At 60.4% G+C, this 22228-nt stretch carries 27 protein-coding genes; 9 read left to right on the top strand and 18 right to left on the bottom strand.

Annotation, left to right across the window (positions count from 1 at the left end; all coding sequences use genetic code 11):
- Positions 1–12 precede the first annotated feature (12 nt).
- From HP062_RS19040 to HP062_RS19030, 3 genes are all read left to right on the top strand, one after another.
- Positions 13–807 (top strand): thiazole synthase, encoded by a 795-nt coding sequence (locus tag HP062_RS19040; RefSeq protein WP_010466815.1) that lies wholly within the window; start codon positions 13–15, stop codon positions 805–807.
- 9 nt (positions 808–816) lie between these two features.
- Positions 817–1542 (top strand): tRNA (guanosine(46)-N7)-methyltransferase TrmB, encoded by a 726-nt coding sequence (gene trmB / locus HP062_RS19035; RefSeq protein ID WP_083375541.1) that lies wholly within the window; start codon positions 817–819, stop codon positions 1540–1542.
- Positions 1543–1729: 187 nt separating this feature from the next.
- Complete coding sequence (locus HP062_RS19030) at positions 1730–2521, top strand: hypothetical protein (protein ID WP_172791875.1); 792 nt, start codon at positions 1730–1732, stop codon at positions 2519–2521.
- Between the two features lie 135 nt (positions 2522–2656).
- Here HP062_RS19030 and HP062_RS19025 read toward each other — a convergent pair whose 3' ends face one another.
- The 10 genes from HP062_RS19025 to HP062_RS18980 form a co-directional block, all read right to left on the bottom strand.
- Entirely contained in the window at positions 2657–2980 is a 324-nt protein-coding gene (locus HP062_RS19025; RefSeq protein ID WP_010466821.1) for a DUF3392 domain-containing protein, read from the bottom strand.
- A 22-nt stretch (positions 2981–3002) separates the two neighbouring features.
- The gene (hemW, locus tag HP062_RS19020; protein WP_145306720.1) at positions 3003–4208 is read right to left on the bottom strand and encodes a radical SAM family heme chaperone HemW; all 1206 of its coding nucleotides are present in this window, start codon (positions 4206–4208) and stop codon (positions 3003–3005) included.
- On the bottom strand, positions 4205–4801 hold the full coding sequence (rdgB, locus tag HP062_RS19015) for an RdgB/HAM1 family non-canonical purine NTP pyrophosphatase (protein WP_077747222.1): 597 nt from the start codon (positions 4799–4801) through the stop codon (positions 4205–4207). The genes hemW and rdgB overlap by 4 nt, the downstream gene beginning before the upstream one ends.
- Positions 4798–5232 carry a DUF4426 domain-containing protein gene (locus HP062_RS19010; RefSeq protein ID WP_077747223.1) on the bottom strand — a complete coding sequence of 145 codons (435 nt, stop codon included), beginning with the start codon at positions 5230–5232 and terminating at the stop codon, positions 4798–4800. Before HP062_RS19010 ends, rdgB begins: the two co-directional genes overlap by 4 nt.
- A 26-nt stretch (positions 5233–5258) precedes the next feature.
- Positions 5259–5879, bottom strand: coding sequence for a methionine biosynthesis protein MetW (metW, locus tag HP062_RS19005; RefSeq protein ID WP_010466828.1), 621 nt, complete (start codon positions 5877–5879; stop codon positions 5259–5261).
- A 7-nt stretch (positions 5880–5886) separates the two neighbouring features.
- The gene (locus tag HP062_RS19000; protein WP_154502062.1) at positions 5887–7026 is read right to left on the bottom strand and encodes a homoserine O-acetyltransferase; all 1140 of its coding nucleotides are present in this window, start codon (positions 7024–7026) and stop codon (positions 5887–5889) included.
- A 182-nt stretch (positions 7027–7208) separates the two neighbouring features.
- Complete coding sequence (locus tag HP062_RS18995; protein WP_010466832.1) at positions 7209–7505, bottom strand: DUF167 domain-containing protein; 297 nt, start codon at positions 7503–7505, stop codon at positions 7209–7211.
- A complete protein-coding gene (locus tag HP062_RS18990; protein WP_010466835.1) occupies positions 7505–8092 on the bottom strand; it encodes a YggT family protein in 588 nt (195 codons plus the stop codon). Before HP062_RS18990 ends, HP062_RS18995 begins: the two co-directional genes overlap by 1 nt.
- A 24-nt stretch (positions 8093–8116) precedes the next feature.
- On the bottom strand, positions 8117–8935 hold the full coding sequence (gene proC / locus HP062_RS18985; RefSeq protein ID WP_172791874.1) for a pyrroline-5-carboxylate reductase: 819 nt from the start codon (positions 8933–8935) through the stop codon (positions 8117–8119).
- Positions 8936–8969: 34 nt separating this feature from the next.
- Positions 8970–9656 carry a YggS family pyridoxal phosphate-dependent enzyme gene (locus tag HP062_RS18980; RefSeq protein WP_010466839.1) on the bottom strand — a complete coding sequence of 229 codons (687 nt, stop codon included), beginning with the start codon at positions 9654–9656 and terminating at the stop codon, positions 8970–8972.
- 56 nt (positions 9657–9712) lie between these two features.
- Here HP062_RS18980 and HP062_RS18975 point away from each other — a divergent pair, with 56 nt between their 5' ends.
- Positions 9713–10747, top strand: a complete 1035-nt coding sequence (locus tag HP062_RS18975) for a type IV pilus twitching motility protein PilT (RefSeq protein WP_010466841.1) — start codon at positions 9713–9715, stop codon at positions 10745–10747.
- A 151-nt stretch (positions 10748–10898) separates the two neighbouring features.
- On the opposite strand, the gene HP062_RS18970 is transcribed toward HP062_RS18975, so the two are convergent.
- Entirely contained in the window at positions 10899–11516 is a 618-nt protein-coding gene (locus HP062_RS18970; protein WP_077747226.1) for a C40 family peptidase, read from the bottom strand.
- Between the two features lie 249 nt (positions 11517–11765).
- Here HP062_RS18970 and HP062_RS18965 point away from each other — a divergent pair, with 249 nt between their 5' ends.
- Positions 11766–12197 carry an NINE protein gene (locus HP062_RS18965; RefSeq protein ID WP_010466845.1) on the top strand — a complete coding sequence of 144 codons (432 nt, stop codon included), beginning with the start codon at positions 11766–11768 and terminating at the stop codon, positions 12195–12197.
- 94 nt (positions 12198–12291) lie between these two features.
- On the opposite strand, the gene HP062_RS18960 is transcribed toward HP062_RS18965, so the two are convergent.
- The 7 genes from HP062_RS18960 to gshB all read right to left on the bottom strand — a co-directional run bounded on the left by HP062_RS18960 (position 12292) and on the right by gshB (position 18378).
- The gene (locus tag HP062_RS18960; RefSeq protein ID WP_010466848.1) at positions 12292–13563 is read right to left on the bottom strand and encodes a dihydroorotase; all 1272 of its coding nucleotides are present in this window, start codon (positions 13561–13563) and stop codon (positions 12292–12294) included.
- Positions 13560–14564, bottom strand: a complete 1005-nt coding sequence (locus tag HP062_RS18955) for an aspartate carbamoyltransferase catalytic subunit (RefSeq protein WP_007897943.1) — start codon at positions 14562–14564, stop codon at positions 13560–13562. Before HP062_RS18955 ends, HP062_RS18960 begins: the two co-directional genes overlap by 4 nt.
- Before the next feature lie 27 nt (positions 14565–14591).
- Positions 14592–15095 (bottom strand): bifunctional pyr operon transcriptional regulator/uracil phosphoribosyltransferase PyrR, encoded by a 504-nt coding sequence (gene pyrR / locus HP062_RS18950; protein WP_010466851.1) that lies wholly within the window; start codon positions 15093–15095, stop codon positions 14592–14594.
- Positions 15096–15175: 80 nt separating this feature from the next.
- On the bottom strand, positions 15176–15613 hold the full coding sequence (gene ruvX, locus HP062_RS18945; RefSeq protein WP_005792259.1) for a Holliday junction resolvase RuvX: 438 nt from the start codon (positions 15611–15613) through the stop codon (positions 15176–15178).
- On the bottom strand, positions 15613–16185 hold the full coding sequence (locus tag HP062_RS18940; protein WP_077747229.1) for a YqgE/AlgH family protein: 573 nt from the start codon (positions 16183–16185) through the stop codon (positions 15613–15615). Before HP062_RS18940 ends, ruvX begins: the two co-directional genes overlap by 1 nt.
- A 215-nt stretch (positions 16186–16400) precedes the next feature.
- The gene (locus tag HP062_RS18935; protein ID WP_083375545.1) at positions 16401–17300 is read right to left on the bottom strand and encodes an energy transducer TonB; all 900 of its coding nucleotides are present in this window, start codon (positions 17298–17300) and stop codon (positions 16401–16403) included.
- Positions 17301–17406: 106 nt separating this feature from the next.
- Positions 17407–18378 carry a glutathione synthase gene (gene gshB / locus HP062_RS18930; protein ID WP_077747230.1) on the bottom strand — a complete coding sequence of 324 codons (972 nt, stop codon included), beginning with the start codon at positions 18376–18378 and terminating at the stop codon, positions 17407–17409.
- Between the two features lie 235 nt (positions 18379–18613).
- On the opposite strand from gshB, the gene pilG reads away from it, so the two are divergent.
- From pilG to HP062_RS18910, 4 genes are all read left to right on the top strand, one after another.
- Positions 18614–19018, top strand: a complete 405-nt coding sequence (pilG, locus tag HP062_RS18925) for a twitching motility response regulator PilG (RefSeq protein WP_010466861.1) — start codon at positions 18614–18616, stop codon at positions 19016–19018.
- A 57-nt stretch (positions 19019–19075) separates the two neighbouring features.
- Positions 19076–19441, top strand: coding sequence for a twitching motility response regulator PilH (gene pilH, locus HP062_RS18920; RefSeq protein WP_008068134.1), 366 nt, complete (start codon positions 19076–19078; stop codon positions 19439–19441).
- 10 nt (positions 19442–19451) lie between these two features.
- A complete protein-coding gene (locus tag HP062_RS18915) occupies positions 19452–19991 on the top strand; it encodes a chemotaxis protein CheW (protein ID WP_010466863.1) in 540 nt (179 codons plus the stop codon).
- 147 nt (positions 19992–20138) lie between these two features.
- On the top strand, positions 20139–22196 hold the full coding sequence (locus HP062_RS18910) for a methyl-accepting chemotaxis protein (protein WP_010466865.1): 2058 nt from the start codon (positions 20139–20141) through the stop codon (positions 22194–22196).
- Positions 22197–22228: the final 32 nt, after the last annotated feature.

The following is a 22228-nucleotide window of genomic DNA, read 5'->3' as shown; positions in this document are numbered from 1 at the left end:
AGAGGATTTCCCATGAGCATCGTTCGTAGCGACAAGCCCTTCGTCCTGGCCGGTCGTACTTACCAGTCGCGTTTGCTGGTAGGCACCGGCAAGTACCGCGACATGGAAGAAACCCGCCTGGCCATCGAAGCTTCGGGTGCCGAGATCGTCACCTTCGCCGTGCGCCGTACCAATCTGGGCCAGATCGAAGGCGAGCCGAACCTGCTCGAAGTGCTGTCGCCGGATCGCTACACCTTCCTGCCGAACACCGCGGGCTGCTACGACGCCATTGAAGCCGTGCGCACCTGCCGCCTGGCCCGTGAGCTGCTCGATGGGCACAATCTGGTGAAGCTGGAAGTGCTGGCCGACCAGAAAACCCTGTTCCCCAACGTGATCGAAACCCTCAAGGCCGCCGAAACGCTGGTCAAGGAAGGCTTCGACGTGATGGTCTATACCAGCGATGACCCGATCATCGCCCGTCAATTGGCGGAAATCGGCTGCATCGCGGTCATGCCGCTCGCCGGTCTGATCGGTTCGGGCCTGGGGATCTGCAACCCGTACAACCTGCAGATCATCCTCGAAGAAGCCAAGATTCCCGTGCTGGTGGATGCCGGTGTCGGTACCGCTTCCGACGCCACCATCGCCATGGAACTGGGTTGCGAAGCCGTGCTGATGAACTCGGCCATCGCCCACGCCCAGCAGCCGATCATGATGGCTGAAGCCATGAAACACGCCATCGTCGCGGGCCGCCTGGCCTACCTCGCCGGTCGCATGCCGAAAAAACTCTATGCCAGCGCCTCCTCGCCGCTGGATGGTCTGATCAAGTAAGAGCCATTGATGACTGAATCAAACGACACGCCAATCCAGACGGAAGAAGGCGACGAGCGCCAACACCGCCGCATCAAGAGTTTCGTGATGCGCGCCGGGCGCATGACCGAAGGCCAGCAACGCGGTCTGGACCAGGGCACGCCGCTGTTCGTGCTGCCATTGGCCGACGCGCCGGTAGACTTCGACCAAGTGTTCGGTCGCTCGGCGCCGCGCTCGCTGGAAATCGGTTTCGGCATGGGCCATTCGCTGCTGGAAATGGCCGCGGCCTCGCCGGAACAGGATTTCATTGGCGTGGAAGTGCACCGTCCGGGTGTCGGCGCGCTGCTCAATGGCGTTCTGACGCAGGGCCTGACTAACCTGCGGGTCTACGATTGTGATGCAATCGAAGTGCTCAACCGTTGCGTGGCCGACAACAGCCTCGATCGCCTGATGCTGTTTTTCCCGGATCCATGGCACAAGAGTCGTCACCACAAGCGTCGTATCGTTCAGGCGTCGTTCGCTGAGCTGGTGCGCAGCAAGCTGAAAGTCGGCGGCATCCTGCACATGGCCACCGACTGGGAACCGTACGCCGAGTACATGCTGGAAGTGATGAACGTCGCGCCGGGTTATCGAAACCTGGCCGAAGACGGCAAATGCGTCCCGCGCCCGACCGAACGCCCGATCACCAAGTTCGAACGCCGCGGCGAGCGACTTGGGCATGGCGTTTGGGACCTGAAGTTCGAAAAACAGTCCTGAGCCGTAACGCTGTAAAAACTGTGGGAGCGAGCCTGCTCGCGATGGCGGTCTGACAGTCAACGAAGATGTTGAATGTTATGACGTCATCGCGAGCAGGCTCACTCCCACATTTGCTTTATGCAGTGTTCAAGATCGGCGTCTGGCCGCCGAAAGCTCTATGCCCCCAATTGTAAAGGAAGACAAGGTTTTGAAATTCATCCTCGTCTGCATCCTGTTGTTCATCGCCCTGCCTTCAATGGCTCACGGACAGACGCTGACGATCGACGACTACTTTCAACGTGCCCAGGACGCAGCTGATCAAATCAAACGTAACGCGGATGAGTTGGTCAGGCTGGAAGCAAGCGGGGAGCTGGATTTCAAGAACAAGCCCGAGCAAATAGGCAACATGGAAGGTGATCTGGAGGCCTTCAAATACAATTTGAAGATGGCGTCTGACGGTGGGCATCCCATCGCGAGCTATTTGCTGGCTAATACCCTGAGCAAACCGGGCCTTACCGAACAACAGCGCAGGGAAACCTGTGAGCTTTATGAAAAAGCCATGGATCAAGGCTTTTTGGCGGCAGCCGTCGCCTACTTCCATCGGTGCGATCGGGACTCGATGAAGTCTGACCGACGCGATGCCGGTCACTTGAAATATCTGCAGACGCTTGAGGAGCTGCTTCAGGAGCCAGATATTTTTGCTGATTTTTATCCGATGCCGGCCAAGCGCGCCCTGTGCTTTCAGGACTTGCAGCCAGGCTTGTCAAAAGAACGAGTGATAGGGTCCTTGCAGGCGCGTGCTGTCGCATTGATGCTGACCGAAGATCAGTACCGGGCCGAGGCCAATTACATTCTGGCAATGAGCCGAGTCAATGAGAGTGGCAGGCTCGACCGTCAGAATGTTGTGTATCTGGAAAAGGCCGAAGCGTTGGGCTGCCACGACTTTATGGGGATCAGTGCCAGGATCCGAAGCGAAGCCAAGTCCGTGGGCAAGCCATAAAGGGCATTCGCAATACAAAAAATGTGGGAGCGGGCTTGCCAGCGATGGCGGTCTGACAGTCAACTAAGATGTTGAATGTTATGACGCCATCGCGAGCAGGCTCGCTCCCACAGTTGTTTTGGGTGTAGTCAAAGGTCAGCGGCGGTCGGCGACGACGCCGATCAGCACCAGCACCACCAACAAAACCGGCGCCAGGCTGTAGTTGTTGAACTGGCTCAGGCCTTTGATGATCCACGGGGTGGCGTAGATCAACGCGACGCCGCTGCCGACCATGCACACCAATGCCATCAGCGGGACGCGCAAGGCGCCGGCGATGCTGCCCAGGCGTTGGTCGACCCAGCCTTTGATATCGGCGCCAAACAACACCAGCAGACAGCCCACTAGCGCCAGAGAGATTTCCGACAGGTTGCTGCGGCTCCAGCGGGAGACGGTGGCGAGCAGGTCGAGTATCAAATCCATTCGTTTTCCCCTAAGGCTGAAATCAGCTCAGAAATGTTTGCAGCAAGTCATTGAGAAACAGCTGTCCGCGATCAGTCGCCGCCAGACGTGACGGTTCGACCCGCAACAGGCCGCTTTGTTCGGCTTCCCGCCGGCCTTCGGCGAGGCTTTCCAGCGGCAGTCCGGTGCGCTCCGGATACAGGCGCGATTCCACGCCTTCCGTCAGGCGCAGGGCGTTCATCAGGAAGTCGAACGGCAGCTCGTCATTGGTCAGCGCTTTCTCGCCGGCCTTGAAGCTTTTCGCCGGGTTCAGGTAATCCTTCGGCAGGCGCGTTTTCCAGGTGCGCACGATGCGCCCGTCCGGATGGCTGAGCTTGCCGTGGGCACCGGCACCGATGCCGATGAAGTCGCCGAAACTCCAGTAATTGAGGTTATGCCGCGCCGGACGACCAGGCTGAGCATAAGCCGAGACTTCGTATTGCGCGTAACCGTGTTCGGCAAGCAGCGCCTGACCGGCTTCCTGAATGTCCCACAGTGTGTCGTCTTCCGGCAGCGTCGGCGGCTGGTTCCAGAACACCGTGTTCGGCTCCAGCGTCAGTTGATACCAGGACAAATGCGTCGGCTTCAGGGCGATGGCCTGGCGCAGGTCGTTCAACGCATCGTCCAGCGACTGATCCGGCAAGCCGTGCATCAAGTCCAGGTTGAAGTTATCGAACCCGGCCTGACGCGCCATGCCGGCAGCACGCACCGCTTCGTCGCCGTTGTGAATTCGCCCCAGGGCCTTGAGCTTCTCTTCCTGAAAACTCTGGATGCCGATCGACAGGCGATTGATGCCCAGCGCGCGGTAGGCGACGAATTTCTCTTGCTCGAACGTTCCCGGATTGGCTTCCAGGGTGATTTCGATGTCGCTGGCGAACGCAATCCGCTGCTCGACGCCTTTGAGCAATCGACCCAGGGCTTCGGCGCTGAACAGGCTCGGCGTGCCGCCACCGAAGAAAATCGAGCTCAGCTCACGACCGTAAACCGCATGCAGGTCCTGATCGAGGTCGGCCAGCAACGCGTCGACGTACTCTTCTTCCGGCAGCACCGGGCTGGCAGTGTGGGAGTTGAAGTCGCAATAAGGGCATTTGCGCACACACCACGGAATGTGGATGTACAACGCGAGGGGCGGCAGCACGGGGAGCGCGGCCCGAGGCGAGGGGGCGGCACCGCCGAAAATCAGCGGTGACGCGGATGAGTCGTGGGTCATATCAGGCCTAAACGCTGGCGCAGCAGATCCATTGCACGGGCGCGGTGGCTGATGAGGTTCTTCTCGCTCGGGCTCAGCTCGGCGCTGGAGCAATCGCGCGACGGCACCCAGAACAGCGGGTCGTAGCCAAACCCGTGTTCACCGCTGGCCGCCGTCAAGATGCGCCCGTGCCACAGGCCTTCGCAGAGGATCGGCAGCGGATCGTCGGCATGTCGCACCAGCGCCAGCACGCAGACGAACTGTGCGCCGCGCTCAGATTCCGGCACATCCTTCAACGCATCGAGCAGTTTGGCGTTGTTCGCCGCATCACCCTGGCCATCCGCGTAACGAGCCGAATAGATACCCGGCGCACCGCCAAGGAAATCTACCGCTAGCCCGGAATCGTCGGCCAGCGCCGGCAAACCGGAGATGCGCGCGGCGTTGCGGGCCTTGAGGATGGCATTCTCGACGAACGACAGGCCGGTTTCTTCAGGCTCGACGCTGCTGAACTCGCCGATCGAGCGCAGTTGCACCGACTCGCCGAGCATGGCCTGGAGTTCCTTGAGTTTGCCGGCGTTATGGCTGGCCAGTACGAGTTGCGTGAAGTTCATCATTCGCCGGGGAAAAGCTCTTGGTTGAAATTGATGGTGTTGATTTTATCGCCGTTCTGCACCTTGATCTCGAAGGTGCGGACTTCCTGCTGATCCACCGGGAACTGGGCGATGTAGTAGATCGCGCCCTGTTCGGTGATCTGTTTGAATTTCAGCGGCACACTTTGGCTGGTCAGGTCTTTGACCGTCCCGCTGACCTGAGCCATCTGGGGTTTGCCTTCCTTGATTACCGAAACGTTGATCACGCCTTGATTCTTGCTGCGGGTGAGCTCCGCGGCTTTAGCGATATCAGGGGTCAGAAAGGTCGAGTTGAAGGTGTTGTAATGCACCGTCACATCACCAAACTTCTCCTGACGATCACCTTTGATGACGTCGGCGGCCATGGCCGTGACGCTCAGGCAGGCAGTAAGTACAAACAGCGCTAGACGACCCATGATCGTTCTCCTTGGAATGTCGTGGTTCAGACCGCGATTTTGTGATCCTGCAACCCTGGGCTGCTGACGCGGTAAATACCGATTTCACCTAATAGATTAGGCCATAGCTTACTGGCCCACCCGTGGCGGTGTTGTTGATCCACGGCCAGCCGATCAATGACCTTGGCTTCACGTTCGCGACACAACGCTTCAAAGTCTTCGAAGGTGCAGAAGTGGATGTTCGGCGTGTTGTACCAGGTGTATGGCAGAAACTCCGACACCGGCATCCGGCCCTTGCTCGCCAGGTACCAGCGGCAGCGCCAGTGACCGAAGTTGGGGAAGGTGATGATGCACTGGCGGCCGACCCGCAGCATTTCGTCGAGGATCCTGTCCGGGTAATGCACGGCTTGCAGCGCCTGGGTCATGACCACGACGTCGAAGCTGTTGCTGGCGAAGTTGCCGAGGCCCTTGTCCAGGTCCTGCTCGATCACGTTGATGCCCTTGGCCACGCATTCGGCGATGTTGTCCGGATCGTTTTCCAGGCCATAGCCCGTCACTTGTTTGTTATCGCGCAGCCAGGTCAGCAGTTCGCCGTCGCCGCAACCGAGGTCGAGCACGCGGCTGCCAGCGGGGATCCATTCCTGGATGATTTCCAGATCAGCTCTCATGGCTTTCTCACAACGTAATGCGGTTCATGTAATTGCTGAAGGCCTGCAAGTAACGCGGGATCGGAATCAGGAAGGCGTCGTGGCCTTGCGGAGCGTCGATCTCGAGGTAGCAAACGTCCTTCTTGGCCGCCATTAGCGCATTCACCAGTTCCCGCGAGCGGGCAGGGGAGAAGCGCCAGTCGGTGGTGAAAGACATCACGCAGAACTTGGCCTGGGCATTGGCGAAGGTTTTCGCCAGGTCATCGTCGAAGTTGGCTGCCGGGTCGAAGTAGTCCAGCGCCTTGGTCATCAGCAGGTACGTGTTGGCGTCGAAACGCCCGGAGAACTCTTCGCCCTGATAACGCAGGTAGCTTTCAACCTGGAATTCGACGCTGTGGAAGTCGTAGTTGAGCTTTTCGCTCTTGAGGCCACGACCGAATTTCTCGCCCATCGAGTCATCCGACAGGTAGGTGATGTGCCCGACCATCCGCGCCAGCATCAAACCTCGCTTGGGGATCACGCCCGCCTCTTGGAACGAGCCGCCGTGGAAATCGGGGTCGGTGAGGATCGCCTGGCGCGCCACTTCGTTGAAGGCGATGTTCTGCGCCGACAACTTGGGGGCCGAGGCGATGGCCAGACAATGACGAATGCGCTCCGGGTAGGTGATGCTCCACTGCATCGCCTGCATGCCGCCGAGGCTGCCGCCGATTACGGCGGCCCATTGGCGAATGCCGAGCAGGTCGGCCAGGCGCGCCTGGCTGTGCACCCAGTCTTCCACGGTCAGGACCGGGAAGTCAGCGCCAAACGGCTTGCCGGTCTCCGGATTGATGCTGCTGGGGCCGGTGGAGCCGTTGCAGCCGCCGAGGTTGTTCAGGCTGACCACGAAGAATTTGTTGGTGTCGATCGGCTTGCCGGGGCCGATGCAACTGTCCCACCAACCGGGTTTGCGGTCGTCGGGGCTGTGGAAGCCGGCAGCGTGATGGTGACCCGACAAGGCGTGGCAGATCAGCACGGCGTTGCTCGCCGTGGCGTTCAGCGTGCCGTAGGTTTCGTAAATGAGGTCATAAGCTGGGAGCGAACGGCCACAGGCCAGGGCCAGGGGTTCACTGAAGTGCGCCACTTGCGGCGTCACCAGACCAACAGAATCGGCGGGAAAGGCAGTTGGCATCGACCCTGCTCTCGTTGAAATGAGGCGTAAGTCTAAAGACCGGTGGGGTCAGCGGCAAGCAAAGGGCGGGCCTGATTTCATTCAGCTGGACCGAGACGCGGCATTCGCGGGCAAGCCTCGCTCGTACAGGGATTGCGTCATCTTGTAGGCGCGAGACTTGCCCGCGAAGAACGATGACGCGGTTAACCTGGCGGACGCAGCAGATCCGGCAAATCCGGCAGCTTCTTCGGCGAACAGATCCGCACCCGCTTCTGCCGGTTCAACTCCCCGCTGATCAAACTGACCTGACTCTTGGACACCCCAAACGCCTTGGCCAGAAACGCCATCAGATACGCGTTGGCCTTGCCTTCGACCGGCGGTGCGGTCAGGCGAATCTTCAGCCGATCCCCGTGCAGCCCGCAGAAGTCATCGCTGCGGGCTGCCGGTTGCAGGTGACATTCCAGAATCAGATCGTCACCGTCCCAGCGAAAGTAGCTCATCAGATCAGGCCGAGCAGCCCCATCGGCATCAGGGCGAAGTTCGCAAGACGCGGGATCAGCCAGCTTTGCAGCAACTGGATCACGATAAACGCGAAGATCGGCGAGATATCGAGGCCGCCCAGGTTCGGAATGATCCGACGAAACGGGGCGAGTACCGGTTCAGTGATCTGCGCGACCAGTTCTGCACCTGGGTTGTGGCTGCCCGGGGCGACCCAGGACAGAATCACGCTGATGATCATCGCCCAGAAAATAATGTTCAAGAACAGAGAGAAGAGGGCGATCAGGGCCCATGGCACCAGGAACAGCCAGTCGACCATGAAGCCTTTGAGCAGCAGGATCACCGCGATCAGCAGCATTTGAATGATCAGCGCCAATACCAGTGACGACATGTCCAGCCCGAACATGCTCGGGATGACCCGGCGCAGCGGCTTGAGCAGCGGTTGGGTGGCCTTAACGATGAACTGGCAGAGCGGGTTGTAGAAGTTCGCCCGGACCAATTGCAGGATGAAGCGCATCAGTACGATCAGCAGGTACAGGCTGCCCAGGGTTTTAATTATGAAAATGGCAGCGTCATTGAGTCCAAGCATCATTAATTCCTTTGTAAGAGCTGATTAGCGGCCAAGTTGCTCAGCCATCTCGGCCGAACGGTGCGCAGCGGCGCCGAGTGCTTTTTCGACCAGCGCTTCAAAGCCGCCGGCCTGGAACGATTTGATTGCCGCTTCCGTGGTGCCCGCCGGGGACGTCACGCGACGGCGTAATTCAGCAGCGTCGACATCACTGGCAACCGCCATGTGTGCGGCACCCAACGCGGTTTGTACCGTCAATTGTGCGGCGATGTCCGCTGGCAGGCCGAGCTTCACGCCAGCGGCGGTCATGGCTTCGATCAGCAGGAAGAAGTACGCCGGACCCGAGCCGGAAACGGCGGTGACCGCGTCCAGTTGCTGCTCTTCGTTCAGCCACAGGGCAATGCCGACGGCCGACAACAGCTCTTCGGCTTGCTGACGTTGCTCAGCGTTTACTTCGGCCGTGGCAAACAAACCGCTTACGCCCTGACGCAGCAGCGCCGGGGTGTTGGGCATGCAGCGCACGATCGGCTGGGCGCCGAGCCAGTTGTTCATGCTGGCGCAGGTGATGCCGGCCGCAATCGAAACCACCAGTTGATTCGGTTTCAGGCTTGGGCGAATCGCTTCGCACACGGCTTTCATGGCCTGCGGCTTGACCGCCAGCACTACCACGTCAGCGTCTTGAATGGCATCGGCATTGTCGGCGAATACTTCAACGCCATGTTCAGCCTGCACCTTGGTGCGGGTTTCGGCGCCCGGATCGCTGGCGCGGATCTGTGCGGCGTCCAGGCCTTTGGCGCGAAGACCGCCGATGAGGCTGGCGGCCATGTTTCCGGCACCGATAAAGGCAATACGAGTCTTGCTCATGTCAGGTCCTTATCAAGAGAGGCGTCAGCCATTGTCATGGTTGACCGTAGTCGCGGGCGCCAAACAGGGCCGTACCGATGCGGACCCAAGTGGCACCCTGGGCGATGGCCGACTCGAGGTCGTGGCTCATGCCCATGGAAAGTGTGTCTAGCGGCAGATTCAGGCTGGCTTGCAGGCTTTGCACGGCAGCAAAAGCGGCATCCTGGGCGGCGCGATCTTCAGTCGGCTCAGGGATCGCCATCAGCCCTCGCAACTTGATGCGCGGCAATTCGCTGATGGACTTGGCCAGGGCCGGCAGGTCGGCCGGGGTGCAGCCGGATTTGCTGGCTTCACCGCTGACATTGACCTGGATGCAGATGTTCAGGGGCGGCAGATCGGCAGGGCGTTGTTCGGACAGGCGTTGTGCGATTTTCAAGCGATCCACGGAATGCACCCAGGCGAAGTGCTCGGCGATAGCGCGAGTCTTGTTCGATTGAATGGGGCCGATGAAGTGCCAGATCAAGGGCAGGTCGGCCAATTCGAGCTGTTTGCCCAAGGCTTCCTGCAAGTAATTCTCGCCAAAATCGCTCACGCCTGCGGCATACGCCTCGCGCACGGCCTCAGCAGGCTTGGTCTTGCTCACCGCCAGCAGTTGAACGCTGTGCTCGTCGCGGTGGGCGGCAAGGGCGGCGGCGCGGATGCGCGAACTAACCTGAAGAATGTTGTCTGCTATCGTGGACATCAAGAGGCGCCGGCGGTTTGAAGGTTGGCGGCATTCTACTGGAATTGAGGAGCGCTATGGATATCACTGAGCTGCTGGCCTTCAGCGCTAAACAGGGCGCGTCCGACCTGCACCTGTCTGCCGGCCTGCCACCGATGATTCGCGTCGACGGCGACGTGCGGCGCATCAACCTGCCGGCCCTGGACCACAAACAGGTGCATGAGCTGATCTACGACATCATGAACGACACCCAGCGGGTGGACTTCGAGAAACACCTGGAGACTGATTTTTCCTTCGAAGTGCCCGGCGTGGCGCGTTTCCGGGTCAACGCTTTCAACCAGAACCGGGGTGCGGGTGCGGTATTCCGGACCATCCCGTCGAAAGTCCTGAGCATGGACGACCTCGGCATGGGCGAGGTGTTTCGCAAGATCACCGAGGCGCCGCGGGGCCTGGTGCTGGTGACCGGCCCCACCGGTTCCGGCAAGTCCACCACCCTGGCGGCGATGATCGATTACCTGAACAACCATCGCCATCACCACATCCTCACCATCGAAGACCCCATCGAATTCGTCCATGAATCGCGTAAATGCCTGATCAACCAGCGCGAAGTCCACCGTGATACCCGTAGCTTCGCCACGGCCCTGCGCTCGGCGCTGCGGGAAGACCCGGACGTGATTCTGGTGGGGGAAATGCGTGACCTGGAGACCATTCGCCTGGCATTGACCGCCGCCGAGACCGGTCACCTGGTGTTCGGCACGCTGCACACCACGTCAGCGGCGAAGACCATCGACCGGGTGGTGGACGTGTTTCCGGGGGACGAGAAGTCGATGGTGCGGTCGATGCTGTCCGAGTCGTTACTGGCGGTGGTGTCGCAGACCCTGATCAAGAAGATCGGCGGTGGGCGCATTGCGGCGCACGAAATCATGCTCGGCACGTCGGCGATCCGTAACCTGATCCGCGAAGACAAGGTGGCGCAGATGTACTCGTCGATTCAGACCGGGGGCAGCCTGGGGATGCAGACGCTGGACATGTGCTTAAAGGATTTGGTGACCAAGGGCTTGATCAGCCGGGAGCATGCCCGGGAGAAGGCGCGGACGCCGGATAACTTCTGAGGAGGCCAGAAACGCCTTCGCGGGCAAGCCTCGCTCCTACAGGTCAGGCATGTGCCGCAAAAAATGGCACGTGACCTGTAGGAGCGAGGCTTGCCCGCGAAGAGGGCGTCATGACCGAAGCAAGTGCCGGGTCTGACCCCGGGACTTCAGATCAGCGCTGAACAACCTGAAGTGTGTTCTTCTCTTTCGGCAGAACCCGCTTGGCAACCACGTAGTGGCTTTCCCAGTACGGTTTCTTCAAGGTGTCGATGGTCACCGACTTGCCACGGCGCGGTGCGTGGATAAAACGGTCGTTGCCCAGGTAGATGGCAACGTGATTGACCCGACGGCTCTTGATGTTGAAGAAAATCAGGTCGCCCGGCTTCAGATCCTTGCGATCGACTTTCTCGCCATGACCGCTGGCCATGGCATTGGACGTGCGTGGCAGGTCGAACGTGGCGTCGTTGAACGCGTATTTCACCAGGCCGCTGCAATCGAACCCTTTACTTGGGCTGCTGCCGCCCCAACGGTAAGGTGTACCGAGGACGTTGACGGCGCGACTCAGCACGTTGCTGCTTTCCTTGGTCGCCATCGGCGGAACAAGGCTGCTTTTACTAGCCAGCTGTGGAGCACGTTTTTCGGTTTTCTTGTTTTTGCTCGAAGGAGCAGAAACATGGGATTTTTGGGTGTAACCATTAACGTTTGGAAGACGTTGCTCACGATTGGTGGCGTGGGCGGCCAGTGGCATCAAAAGGCAAATGGTTAGCCATGTCTTGAAAAATGGACGCATTAGGCAAGGCTCATATGGGTTAGCGCGCAACTTTATAACAGCTTTTTTTGCCCTTCCGAGGCCGTTGGTCGATTCAACTTGTGGTCAACGGAACCAAATAAGCGGCAAATGGACGCAATTGTCGGACAGAAGTCAGGTGGTATAAGGCTTTGACGCAACCGAAGGTAGCATGTGCCATACGTCGGCAACCTGTAAAAAAGTCACAAAGAATTCAAGAATATTTATCTATCGTGTGAATCGAGGTCCTTCATGAACACCTATCAACAGGCTGGCCAGCAGCAAGATACACACAGCAAAGTGATCGGCTACCTGCTGTGGATTTTTGGTTTTACCGGGGCTCACCGCTTCTATTACGGCAAGCCGGTGACCGGGACGATCTGGTTTTTCACCTTCGGTTTGCTGGGCATTGGCTGGCTGATTGACATCTTCCTGATCCCGGCCATGGACCGTGAAGCGGACCTGCGTTTTACCGCCGGGCCCATCGAGTACAACGTGGCGTGGATTCTGCTGACGTTTCTCGGTGTCTTCGGCGTACACCGGATGTATCAGGGGAAGTGGCTCAGCGGTTTGCTGTACCTGGTGACGGGCGGGTTGTTCTTTCTGGGGGTGCTGTATGACTTCTGGACGCTGAATGACCAGGTGTCTGTGCGTAACGCGCAGAATCGCGGCACTTTCCAGTAAACCATCGCCAGCAGGCTAGCTCCCACAGGGGATTTGTGTTGCTCACAGATCCTGCGTGGGAGCTAGCCCTGCTAGCGATTGGGACGGCTCAGTCTCAAGACTGGTGGCTGATCCGTCCATCCACCAGGGTGTAGCGCACGACGCCTGGCAGGCTATGCCCAATGAATGGGCAGTTTTCACCCTTGGACAGCCAGGTCTCACCGGCCACGGTCGAAGCCGCCGGATCAAACAGCACGATGTCCGCCGGCCCCCCTACGGCTAACTTGCCCGCCGGCAAGCGCAACGCCTCGGCAGGCCCGGTGCTGAGGCGCGCCAACAACGTTGGCAGATCCAGCAACCCATCCTCCACCAGCGTCATCGCCAGCGGCAGCAGCAGTTCAACGCTGCTGATGCCCGGCTCGGTCGCGCCAAACGGTGCCAGTTTGGCATCCCGTTCGTGGGGCTGGTGATGGCTGGAGATGGCCGAAACCACGCCCGACTTCACCGCTGCACGCAAGCCATCGCGGTCGGCGCGGGTGCGCAGCGGCGGCTGGACGTGATAGAGGCTGCTGAAGTCGATCAGCGCTTCGTCGGTCAGGATCAGTTGATACAACGCCACATCGGCGGTCACCGGCAGGCCACGGGCCTGGGCCTGAGCGATCAGCGCCACGCCGCGAGCGCTGGTGAGCTGGCTGAAGTGCGCACGCACGCCGCTTTGCTCGACCAGCAGCAGGTCCCGGGCCAGGGCCACGGTCTCGGCGGTTTCCGGAATGCCCGGCAAGCCGAGGAAACTGGCGGTCGGGCCTTCGTGGGCCAAACCACCTTCGGCCAGATCATGATCCTGAGAGTTGAAAATCACCGTCAGGTCGAAGGTCGCCGCGTATTCCAGCGCCCGGCACAACGTGCGGGTGTTGCGGAAGCTCTCCAGACCGTTGCCGAAGGCCACGCAGCCGGCATCGCGCAAAGCGACCAGTTCGGCCAGCTGTTCGCCGTCCAGGCCTTTGCTCAGGGCGCCGATCGGGAAGACTTTGGTGTTGCCGGCCTCTCGGGCGCGGTCGAGGATCAGTTCGGCCACGGCCGAAGTATCGAGCACCGGTTTGGTTTTCGGCGGGCAGCACAGGCTGGTGACGCCACCGGCCGCGGCGGCGCGGGTTTCGCTGATGATCGAGCCTTTGCGGCTGTAGCCCGGCTCGCGCAGGGCGACGTTCAGGTCAACCAAGCCAGGGGCGGCCACCAGGCCTTTGGCGTCAATGGTGTCGACGGGCACAAAACCGGCGGGTGCGGCGCCCAGGGCAACGACTTTGCAGGCTTCAATATGAATATCGGTAACTTGATCCAGGCCTGTGGCCGGATCGATGACACGTGCGCCGAGAATGCTGAGCTTCACTGGGCGTTCTCCTGCTCGAATTGACGTTGCGCAGTCTGCCCGCTCATGGCCATGGACAACACGGCCATACGAATCGCGATGCCGTAGGTGACCTGGTTGAGGATCACCGAGTGCGGACCGTCGGCCACCGCCGACTCAATCTCCACCCCACGGTTGATCGGCCCCGGGTGCATGACGATGCAGTCCGGCTTGGCCCCGGCCAGGCGCGCGGTTGTCAGGCCGAACAGGCGGTAGAACTCGCCCTCGCTCGGTAGCAGGCCGCCGGTCATGCGTTCGCGTTGCAGGCGCAGCATGATCACCACATCGACGTCTTTCAGGCCTTCGGTCATGTCGGTGTACACCTTCACGCCGTATTGCTCGATGCCGATCGGCAGCAGGGTTTTCGGCGCGATCACACGGATGTCCGGGCAGCCGAGGGTTTTCAGCGCCAGCATGTTCGAGCGCGCCACCCGCGAGTGCAGGATGTCGCCGACGATGGCCACGGAGAGGTTTTCGAAGCCGCCCTTGTGCCGGCGGATCGTCAGCATGTCGAGCATGCCCTGGGTCGGGTGCGCATGACGGCCGTCGCCGCCGTTGATGATCGCCACTTGCGGGCAGACATGTTCGGCAATGAAGTGCGCCGCACCGGAATCACCGTGACGCACGACGAACATGTCGGCGGCCATGGCTTCCAGGTTGCGCAGGGTGTCGAGCAGGGTTTCGCCCTTGCTCGCCGACGAGGTCGACACGTTCAGCGTGATGACGTCGGCCGATAGCCGTTGGGCCGCCAGCTCGAAGGTGGTGCGGGTGCGGGTGGAGTTCTCGAAGAACACGTTGCACACGGTCTTGCCGCGCAGCAACGGGACTTTCTTCACCGCCCGGGCGCCGACTTCGAGGAACGAGTCGGCGGTGTCGAGGATTTCCGTCAGCAACTCGCGGCGCAAACCGTCGAGCGAGAGGAAGTGGCGCAGCTGGCCCTGATCATTGAGCTGCAGCGGGCGCTTGGTTTCTAGAGGCGTCATCGCGAGGGGGACTCTCAATAGGGCGGATTAAAGGGCGAGGTCTTGCAGTTCGAGCTTGAGCTCCGGGCCGGACAGCTTTACCCGCTCGTGGGCCGCAAGCGTCAGCGTCGCACCGACCACGTTCGGGCGGATCGGCAACTCGCCGGCGTCCAGGTCCAGCAGGCACACCAGCGTCACGCTGGCCGGGCGGCCGTAGTCGAACAGTTCATTCATGGCGGCGCGGATGGTTCGACCGCTCATCAACACGTCGTCGATCAGCACCAGGTGCTGGCCTTCGATTTCGAACGGCAGGGCGGACGGGCGCACTTGCGGGTGCAGGCCGTTCTGGCTGAAATCGTCGCGGTAGAAGGACACGTCCAGGGTGCCGAGGGGCGCATCACTGCCCAGTTCATCGAGCAACGCCTGGGCGACCCAGACGCCGCCGGTACGAATGCCGATGTAACGCGGTTCGCTGATGCCACGGTGTTCCAGATGTGCCTTGAGACGGATCGCCATCTGGCTGATCAGTTCGGCGGGATTGGGCAGGCTCATGGTTGCTCCTTCTTGGGCCCGAGCCGGTGCGTGCGGGGTTTGGCTCGGGTTCTAGCTAAGAGAGACGCTGTGACGGCGCTTCAGGATTCGAACAGTGCGGTGTTTTCGTCGAGCCAGCCTTGCAACAGCAGGGCGGCGGCGATGGCGTCGACCGGGTTGTCGCGGTAACTGCCTTTTTGCCCGCCGCGATCACGCCGCTCGCCTTTGGCTTCGAAGGTGGTCAGGCGTTCGTCGTGCGTATAGAAGGGCAGGTTGTAGCGGCCATTGAGCCGGCGGGCGAATTTCTCCGCGCGCAGGCACATGTCGCTCGGCGTGCCGTCCATGTTCAGGGGCAGGCCGACGACCACGGCGTCAGGCTTCCACTCTTTAATGAGGGCTTCGACCTGGTTCCAGTCGGGAATACCGTTTTGCGCCTTCAAGGTGCACAGCTCGCGGGCCTGACCGGTAATCACCTGGCCGACCGCAACGCCGATCTGTTTGGTGCCGTAGTCAAAACCCAGAATCAGTCGCAGGGCCATCAGGCGTGGCCCGCCTGGCTGGTCAGCAGGCTGAGATTGACCCCGAGGTGCTTGGCCGCTGCATCCAGGCGCAGTTCGCTGCTGGTGTTGAACAGGATGTCGGCGTCAAACGGACAGGTCAGCCAGGCGTTCTGCGCCAGTTCGGCTTCAAGCTGTCCGGCTTCCCAGCCAGCGTAACCGAGGGCAATGACGCTTTTGGCCGGGCCGACGCCGTCAGCGATGGCGAACAGCACGTCCTGGGAGGTGGACAAGGAAAGGTCGCCTTCCAGATCAACGGTCGCCTGAAAGGTCTTGCCCGAAGGGTGCAGGACAAAACCACGGTCGGTCTGCACCGGGCCGCCGATGAAGATCGGCACATGCTGGCAGAGCACCGGCGGTTCGATGTCGGGGCGCAATTGCTCGAGGATATCGGCCAGATTCAGGTCTTGCGGGCGGTTGACCACCAGCCCCATGGCACCATTGGCCGTGTGCTCGACGATGTAGGTCAAGGTGTGCGCAAAGTTCGGGTCGGCCATGTGAGGCATGGCGATCAGGAAGTGATGCTTGAGGTAGCTGGGGCTGACGTTCTTCATGAGCGCTAGTGTGGCGTTGGAGGGGCGAACTGACAAGCTGGGGATGCACAGGAAATGCCTGGGCGGGTGTCTTTTGATCCGGGTTTTGCTTGAGGGCCTCTTCGCGTGCAAGCCTCGCTCCTACAGGTTCGGTATGTACCGCAAAAGTGGCGCATGACCTGTAGACGCGAGGCTTGCACGCGAAGGCGCCGGCTCAATCACTACAAATCAATTGATCAATTACTGGACAACCGGTCCCCACGGGCGAATTTCCACGTGCGGATGATCTCCAGCCGATCAATGTCCGACAAATCCCCGGTAAACGGTGAAAACGGTGCCGCCAGCCGCACAATCCGCTGCGCCGCCTGATCCAGCAACGGTTGCCCGGAGGATTCCAGCACCAGCACTTCATACAGCGAGCCATCGCGGTTGATCGAAACCATCAGGCGCAAATTGCCGTAGATCTGCTTGCGCCGCGCTTCGTCGGGGTAATTCAGGTTGCCGATGCGCTCGACCTTCTTGCGCCATTCGTCCTTATACCAGGCGCCCTTGTCTTTCATGGTCGAAGCAGCGCTCAGGCGGTGGATGCGCGGGCGCTTGGCGTACAGCTGTTGTTCGTTGGCCAGTTCCGCTTCCAGGCTGGCGATGTCGCTGGACAGCTGTTCAGTGTCGAACGTCGGCGCCGCCACCGCAGGCTTGGTTATCGGCTTGATCTCTTCGTTCTTGGCCGGGGCTTTTTTCGGCTTCGGCGCGACCGTGGTCACGGCAGCCTTGGGCGCGGCTTCCGGCACTGGCGGCTTGGCGGCCGGCGGTGGCGTGACTTTCTGCACCTTGTTGTCCTGGAAGGGCGCGACCTCGGTGGTCTTGGGAATCGCCTTTTTATCCAGGGTGCCGCTGCCTTCCTGATTCTCCTGGGCAAGGAAATCAGCTTTCGCAGGCTTCTTTTCGCTTTTGAAGGTGGCGAGGGTGATTTCCAGGGTTTTGCTGATCTGCTTGGGTTCGACCATCGTGAACCCGACGCCCAACAGCAAGGCCAGGTGAATCAGCGCCGCTAGAAACAGGGTAAATCCGAGGCGATCGGCCGGGCGCACGCCACGATGGGCGAGTTCAGGGGGCAGATCGGACGGAAGTGTCATGACAAAAAAACCAACATCGCGTTTTTACGGGCTCGGCATGATAACGCAATGTTGGTTTTTAGCTTCAAGCTACAAGTATCAAGCGACAAGCTGTAGGGCGTCAGCTTCAAGCTTGCAGCTTGCGGCTTGAAGCTTGCAGCTGCTTCTCTATGGCATCCATCAGCATGCCGCCGATGTCGGTGCCAAACGCATTATCAATCTCGCGGATGCAGGTCGGGCTGGTGACGTTGATTTCGGTGAGGTGCTCACCAATCACGTCCAGACCCACGAACAGCAGGCCTTTCTCACGCAGGGTCGGGCCGACCTGAGCAGCGATCCAGCGATCCTTGTCGGTCAACGGGCGGGCTTCGCCACGACCGCCGGCCGCCAGGTTGCCACGGGTTTCACCGGCGGCCGGGATCCGTGCCAGGCAGTAATCCACGGGTTCGCCGTCGATCATCAGGATGCGTTTGTCGCCATCGATGATTGCCGGCAAGTAACCCTGGATCATGATCTGCTGCTTGCCATGCAAGGTCAGGGTTTCGAGGATCACCGACAGGTTCGGGTGGCCGACGGTGTGACGGAAGATCGACGAACCGCCCATGCCGTCCAGCGGCTTGAGGATCACATCGCCGTGGTGATCGGCGAACTCGCGCAGCACGTCCGGGCGACGGCTGACGATGGTCGGCGGCGTGCACTGCGGGAACAGCGTGGCGAACAGCTTTTCGTTGCAGTCACGCAGGCTTTGCGGCTTGTTGACCACCAGCACGCCAGCGCGCTCGGCTTGCTCCAGCAGGTACGTGGAGTAGACGAACTCCATGTCGAATGGCGGATCCTTGCGCATCAGGATCACGTCAAGATCGCTCAGCAGCGCGTCGGTCTCGGCTTCCAGTTCGAACCATTTTTCCGGGTTGGCGAAGACTTTCAGCGGACGCATCCGCGCTCGGGCTTCACCTTCGGCCTGGTACAAATCGCTCTGTTCCATATAGAACAGTTCCCAGCCGCGCTTCTGTGCGGCCAGCAGCATGGCCAGCGAGCTATCCTTTTTATAGGAGATGCTGGCAATAGGGTCCATGACAATCCCGACGCGAACGCTCATGGGTTTTTCCTCGAATTGGGGTGGTCCGGATGGACACGAAAAAGTGGCGTCAGATTGGCGCCCAGTGTGTTCCCGGTCAAGGAAAAACCACCGTGTCAGTCGCCCGATAGATTGGTGTTGGAGACTGTGCTAAAAAGGCTGCCATGTCGTGCTGGCCCTTGAACATCAAGGGTTTCGAGCCACCGAAGGTCCGTAAACGGACAATTTGATTCGCAAAGGCGACGGTAGAGCATTTATGGAACAGCATTCCAGCGCCTTGAAGGTCATGGTGATCGACGATTCGAAGACGATTCGTCGTACCGCCGAAACGCTGTTGAAAAACGTGGGTTGTGAAGTCATCACGGCCATCGATGGTTTCGATGCCCTGGCCAAGATTGCCGATAACCATCCCGGCATCATCTTTGTCGACATCATGATGCCGCGCCTGGATGGCTATCAGACCTGCGCGTTGATCAAGAACCACAGTGCGTTCAAGTCCACGCCAGTGATTATGCTGTCGTCCAAGGACGGGCTGTTCGACAAGGCCAAGGGGCGCATCGTCGGCTCCGACCAGTTTTTGACCAAGCCTTTCAGCAAGGAAGAACTGCTGAACGCGATCCAGGCCCATGTACCGGGCTTCGCCGCCGTTTTGCCGCAGTAGGACACGCACAGTGACGCTCGGCCAGCGGGCCCGGCGTTGACAAGAATGGGGAAGACCATGGCACGTATTCTGATCGTCGATGATTCGCCGACCGAAATGTACAAACTGACCGGCATGCTGGAAAAGCACGGTCATGAAGTGTTGAAAGCCGAAAACGGCGCCGACGGCGTGGCCCTGGCCCGTCAGGAAAAACCCGACGCGGTGCTCATGGACATCGTCATGCCCGGCCTCAACGGTTTCCAGGCGACCCGCCAGTTGACCAAAGACCCGGAAACCGGGCATATCCCGGTGATCATCATCACCACCAAGGATCAGGAAACCGACAAAGTCTGGGGCACACGCCAGGGCGCCAAGGATTACCTGACCAAACCGGTCGACGAAGAGACCCTGATCAAAACCCTGAACAACGTGCTGGCCGGTTGATCGTCCGGCCATGACCGAGTCGCTGACGGCTTTCGAACTGCTGCTGCAGATTGACCAGCGCTGTCGTCTGCTGGCGGCGGATCTGCCATCCCAGCCAACCCGACAGGACCGCTGGAGCGGCATCGGCTTTCGCTTGGGCGAAAACTGGTACGTCGCGCCCATGGGCGAAGTCAGCGAGGTCCTGCACGAACCGCGTTTCACCCAATTGCCGGGCGTCAAACCCTGGGTCAAGGGTGTGGCCAACTTGCGCGGACGATTGCTGCCGATCATGGATTTGTGCAGCTTCTTCGGACATGAGCAGTCGACCCTGCGCAAACAGCGGCGGGTGTTGGTGGTGGAGCACGGTGAAGTGTTTGCCGGGTTGATGGTCGACGAAGTCTTCGGCTTGCAGCACTTTGCCCAGGACAGTCTGGAACCGGTGTCGATGGCCGATCTGCACGGGCCGATTGCCGCGTTCGTCCAGGGCCGGTTTCAGCGTGAGCAGACGTGGCAAATATTCAGCCCGTTTACGCTGGCGCAGTCGCAAAGCTTTATGCATGTAGCGCTGTAATCAAGGCGACGCCCCAATCCTGCAGGAGCGAGGCTTGCCCGCGAAGAACGAAAACGCGGTGTTCCCGTAAGACCGTAGCGCCTGCTTCGCGGGCAAGCCTCGCTCTTGCAAGGGCGTCGTTGAATCAGGCAGTACAGGCGAGGATCGATGATAAAAACAAAAACAGGCAAGCCAGAAGGATCGCGCAGCCGCTCGCAGATCATCGTGCTGTTCATCGCGCTGATCATCTTCATCATGCTGCTGTTTGCCAACTTCGCTTACCTCAACACGCAAGCCACGTATGACAAACAGTACATCGGCCACGCCGGCGAACTGCGCGTGCTGTCCCAACGCATCGCCAAAAACGCCACCGAAGCCGCTGCCGGCAAGGCGGCAGCGTTCAAGCTGCTGAGCGATGCACGCAACGACTTCGCCCAACGCTGGGGTTACTTGAAGAAGGGCGACCCGGCCACCGGCCTGCCGCCAGCGCCGTCCGCCGTGCGCCCGGAAATGCGCGCCGTTCAGCTGGACTGGGAACGGCTGCTGAAAAACACCGACGCCATCCTCTCCAGCGAGCAGACCGTACTCTCGCTGCATCAGGTCGCCGCGACGCTGGCCGAAACCGTGCCGCAGTTGCAGGTCGAATACGAAAAAGTCGTCGAAATCCTCTTGCAGCGCGGCGCGCCAGCCGCTCAGGTGGCCATGGCCCAGCGTCAGTCGCTGCTGGCCGAACGCATCCTGGGCGCGGTGAACACCGTGCTGTCCGGCGATGAAAATTCACAACAGGCCGCCGACGCGTTCGGTCGCGACGCTGCCCGATTCGGCCAGGTACTCAATGGCATGCTCCAGGGCAATACGTCGCTGCGGGTCAGCCAGGTCGAAGACCGCGATGCGCGGGCCCGCTTGACCGAGATTTCCGAGCTGTTCGAATTCGTTTCCGGCTCTGTGGATGAAATCCTCGAAACCTCGCCGGAGCTGTTCAAGGTTCGCGAATCGGCGACCAACATCTTCACCTTGTCACAGACCCTGCTCGACGAAGCCTCGCACCTGGCCAGCGGGTTCGAAAACCTTGCCGGCGGGCGCGACACCGACACCATTGGCGGCTACGTGCTGGGCTTGTTGGCGCTGATGTCGATCATTCTTATCGGCCTGGTGATGGTGCGCGAAACCAACCGCCAGCTGCGCGAAACCGCCGAGAAAAACGAGCGCAACCAGACCGCGATCATGCGCCTGCTCGACGAGATCGAAGACCTCGCCGACGGCGACCTTACCGTGACGGCCTCGGTGACCGAAGACTTCACCGGGACCATCGCCGACTCGATCAACTATTCCGTTGATCAACTGCGCGACCTGGTGGCGACCATCAACCTCACCGCTGGCCAGGTCGCCGCCGCCGTGCAGGAAACCCAGGCCACGGCGATGCACCTGGCCCAGGCGTCGGAACATCAGGCGCAACAGATCAGCGAAGCCTCCACCGCGATCAACGACATGGCCCAGTCCATCGACCAGGTCTCCGCCAACGCTGCCGAGTCCTCGGCGGTGGCGGAACGTTCGGTGGAAATCGCCAACAAGGGCAACGAGGTGGTGCACAACACCATCCACGGCATGGACAACATTCGCGAGCAGATCCAGGACACCGCCAAGCGCATCAAGCGTCTGGGCGAGTCCTCTCAGGAAATCGGCGACATTGTCAGCCTGATCGATGACATTGCCGATCAGACCAACATCCTTGCGCTCAACGCGGCGATCCAGGCCTCGATGGCCGGTGATGCCGGGCGCGGTTTTGCAGTGGTGGCCGATGAAGTGCAGCGTCTGGCCGAGCGTTCGTCCGCCGCTACCCGGCAGATCGAAACCCTGGTGCGAGCGATCCAGACCGACACCAACGAAGCCGTGATTTCCATGGAACAGACCACCACCGAAGTGGTGCGCGGCGCGCGTCTGGCGCAGGATGCCGGTGTGGCCCTGGAAGAAATCGAAGGCGTGTCGAAGACCCTGGCGGCGTTGATCCAGAGTATTTCCAACGCTGCGCAGCAGCAGACGTCTTCAGCCGGTCAGATTTCCCTGACCATGAACGTGATCCAGCAGATCACCACGCAGACTTCGTCGGGCTCGACCGCCACCGCCGAAAGCATTGGCAACCTGGCGAAAATGGCCAGTCAGCTGCGGCGCTCGGTGTCCGGTTTCACCTTGCCGGCGGCCAAGGCGCAGGCGGCGGATAAAGTGTGAAGCGCCCGCAGGCGTTCGGGTTTTTTTGAGTA

Origin of the sequence: Pseudomonas sp. B14-6 (genome assembly GCF_013260315.1) — a bacterium.
Taxonomy (GTDB): domain Bacteria; phylum Pseudomonadota; class Gammaproteobacteria; order Pseudomonadales; family Pseudomonadaceae; genus Aquipseudomonas; species Aquipseudomonas mandelii.
The sequence above is the reverse complement of the archived record's forward strand: the minus strand, read 5'-3'. Positions and strand labels throughout refer to the sequence as shown.